Origin of the sequence: Xenorhabdus stockiae (assembly GCF_002632825.1) — a bacterium.
In the GTDB taxonomy this organism is placed as follows: Bacteria; Pseudomonadota; Gammaproteobacteria; order Enterobacterales; family Enterobacteriaceae; genus Xenorhabdus; species Xenorhabdus stockiae.
Genome location: NZ_NJAJ01000113.1, coordinates 1 through 1,797, shown reverse-complemented (window position 1 = coordinate 1,797; position 1,797 = coordinate 1). Strand labels below are relative to the sequence as shown.

The window sequence follows — 1,797 nt, the reverse complement described above, 5'->3', positions numbered from 1 at the left end:
CATAGCATCTAGGAATTCCTTTCTTGACTGTCCGGCCTCCCATTTTGTTTGTAATTCTAGCAGCCGCTCTAATTTATCTATATCTGCATTAGAGGAGACCGCCATCTCAATTAGCTTCATCGGAGCTGTCGCATTCTCTGTGGCTATAGATTTTTTTTCCTGAATAATAACTTCTTGCGTACTCATGCTGCCCTCCCAATGATTTTATCCTTCAGGCCCATCATCACGATCTCATTCAGGACATCTACGTATCTATCCCGCGCAGACGGGTTATTTTTGAATATCGGGTTAAGTACTTTGGCAGCCCCTTCAGGCAATGAATTATCGATAAAATTCAGGACGATTTTCTCAACTTCATCGTCGAGTTCTTCTTCGGTCAGTTCCTGACAAGCTTCCGCCGTAATAATATCGTCGGCTTCATTACGGCGGTCATCCCAATAGGTTTCATTAGAGTCGCATCTCATACGACCTCCTCAACAAAATACCGGGCAATAGCCATGACTTCACGATAGGTATAGCCTGCCTTTTTCATCTCTTCGGCTGCTCTCTCCTCATCGCAATGTGTTCGGATATGGGTATACATGTCACTGATATCTGGACTTGAACGTTTAGCATACTCAGTGAATGGTATATCGAGTACCAGATCTGCGGGGTCGGTGAACGTGATTTCAGTACGTCCGTGCAAGTTTCTGCTGGTCATTTCTGCATAGGTATAACTTAGAGTGATAGGCAACATATTGACCTCCGTTAAGCTGGAATAAGCACAACAATTGAAATAAGGAATAAGGCGAGACGGCGCTTCCATGCGCGCCTGTTCCTGACTGCTTGTGGTTTTTTGGGTATGACCATGCACCAATCGAATGAGTTTTTATGCATGCAAGAAGCCCTCGTTAGCGAAAACGATTTGTTATTTTTGGGTTGGATTATTTAGCGCTGAGACTTTTAGCGAAATTAATCGCTGATTCCAAAGAACCTCGCTTGACGATTTGCTTATACTGGTACTTATTTGTAGTGGGATAAAAAAGCACTTTGCCTTTTGGGGTATTAAAACGAACAGTTCCGTTATTATCGATAGAGTAGGGAATATCAATTGACGGATATTTATCTCTATTGGTTGAATGGCGTTCTGTCTTACGTCTTTTTAATTCCTCCCTCCACATTCTATAATCATCACCGACATCACCCATAGCTATTCCTTTTTATGAGTCAGAGAAATAAGCGCTTTTGCGTGGAGTTCGGCGGATTTACGGTCGAGGTGAACAAGTCCATTTTCTAAATGTGCTATCTCATAAATAACACAATCTTCATTTTCACCCCATTCATAACTATATGAATATTTGCAAGGTTCTGTTTTTACATATCCTATATTTGGTATATAGTATATAGTTCCTGCTTTAGGTGCTTCTCTTTCTGGCTCAGGAACATCACATTCCCCGATTTTGATAGTGCGGGGTTTTAGGCGGTATTTATAATCAGAATGAAATCCAACAAGCTCTTCTCTTGATAGGCTTTCCCATTTGTTTTTATGAAAGCTCCACCACTCAAAATACTCCCACGGCTTATCGGTAATATGAGACAACCTAGCGTACTCAGATATTAAATCAGCGTGAATGTGTTTAGGCATTGTTATTCTCCCGTACTTTTATCATTGCATCTGCAATGAAATATGCGCTTTCAGATAGCTCTTTATAATCACGTGAATCTTTATTCCCACCGAAGCCCATACCATCGTAACGACGAACAATTGCAGACATTGCATTAGCCGCAAAATAATCTCTTAATGTTATTTCATCGGGT

The 1,797-nt window shown here is 41.2% G+C and carries 6 protein-coding genes; all 6 read right to left on the bottom strand.

The window, feature by feature from the left end:
• On the bottom strand, positions 1–186 hold a 186-nt coding region (locus tag Xsto_RS20610; protein WP_211284364.1), incomplete at its 3' end, for a hypothetical protein.
• Entirely contained in the window at positions 183–464 is a 282-nt protein-coding gene (locus Xsto_RS20605; protein WP_099126305.1) for a hypothetical protein, read from the bottom strand. The genes Xsto_RS20605 and Xsto_RS20610, both read right to left, overlap by 4 nt.
• Positions 461–805 carry a hypothetical protein gene (locus Xsto_RS20600; protein ID WP_099126304.1) on the bottom strand — a complete coding sequence of 115 codons (345 nt, stop codon included), beginning with the start codon at positions 803–805 and terminating at the stop codon, positions 461–463. Before Xsto_RS20600 ends, Xsto_RS20605 begins: the two co-directional genes overlap by 4 nt.
• A gap of 118 nt (positions 806–923) precedes the next feature.
• A complete protein-coding gene (locus Xsto_RS20595; RefSeq protein WP_099126303.1) occupies positions 924–1,187 on the bottom strand; it encodes a hypothetical protein in 264 nt (87 codons plus the stop codon).
• A gap of 2 nt (positions 1,188–1,189) precedes the next feature.
• A complete protein-coding gene (locus Xsto_RS20590) occupies positions 1,190–1,624 on the bottom strand; it encodes a hypothetical protein (protein WP_099126302.1) in 435 nt (144 codons plus the stop codon).
• Positions 1,617–1,797: hypothetical protein (locus Xsto_RS20585; RefSeq protein WP_099126301.1), on the bottom strand; the 181-nt coding region annotated here is incomplete at its 5' end. The genes Xsto_RS20585 and Xsto_RS20590, both read right to left, overlap by 8 nt.

Coding starts and splice junctions, on each gene's coding strand:
- Xsto_RS20605 (WP_099126305.1), bottom strand. CDS start 464: ATGAGATGCGACTCTAATGAAACCTATTGGGATGACCGCCGTAATGAA.
- Xsto_RS20590 (WP_099126302.1), bottom strand. CDS start 1,624: ATGCCTAAACACATTCACGCTGATTTAATATCTGAGTACGCTAGGTTG.
- Xsto_RS20595 (WP_099126303.1), bottom strand. CDS start 1,187: ATGGGTGATGTCGGTGATGATTATAGAATGTGGAGGGAGGAATTAAAA.
- Xsto_RS20600 (WP_099126304.1), bottom strand. CDS start 805: ATGGAAGCGCCGTCTCGCCTTATTCCTTATTTCAATTGTTGTGCTTAT.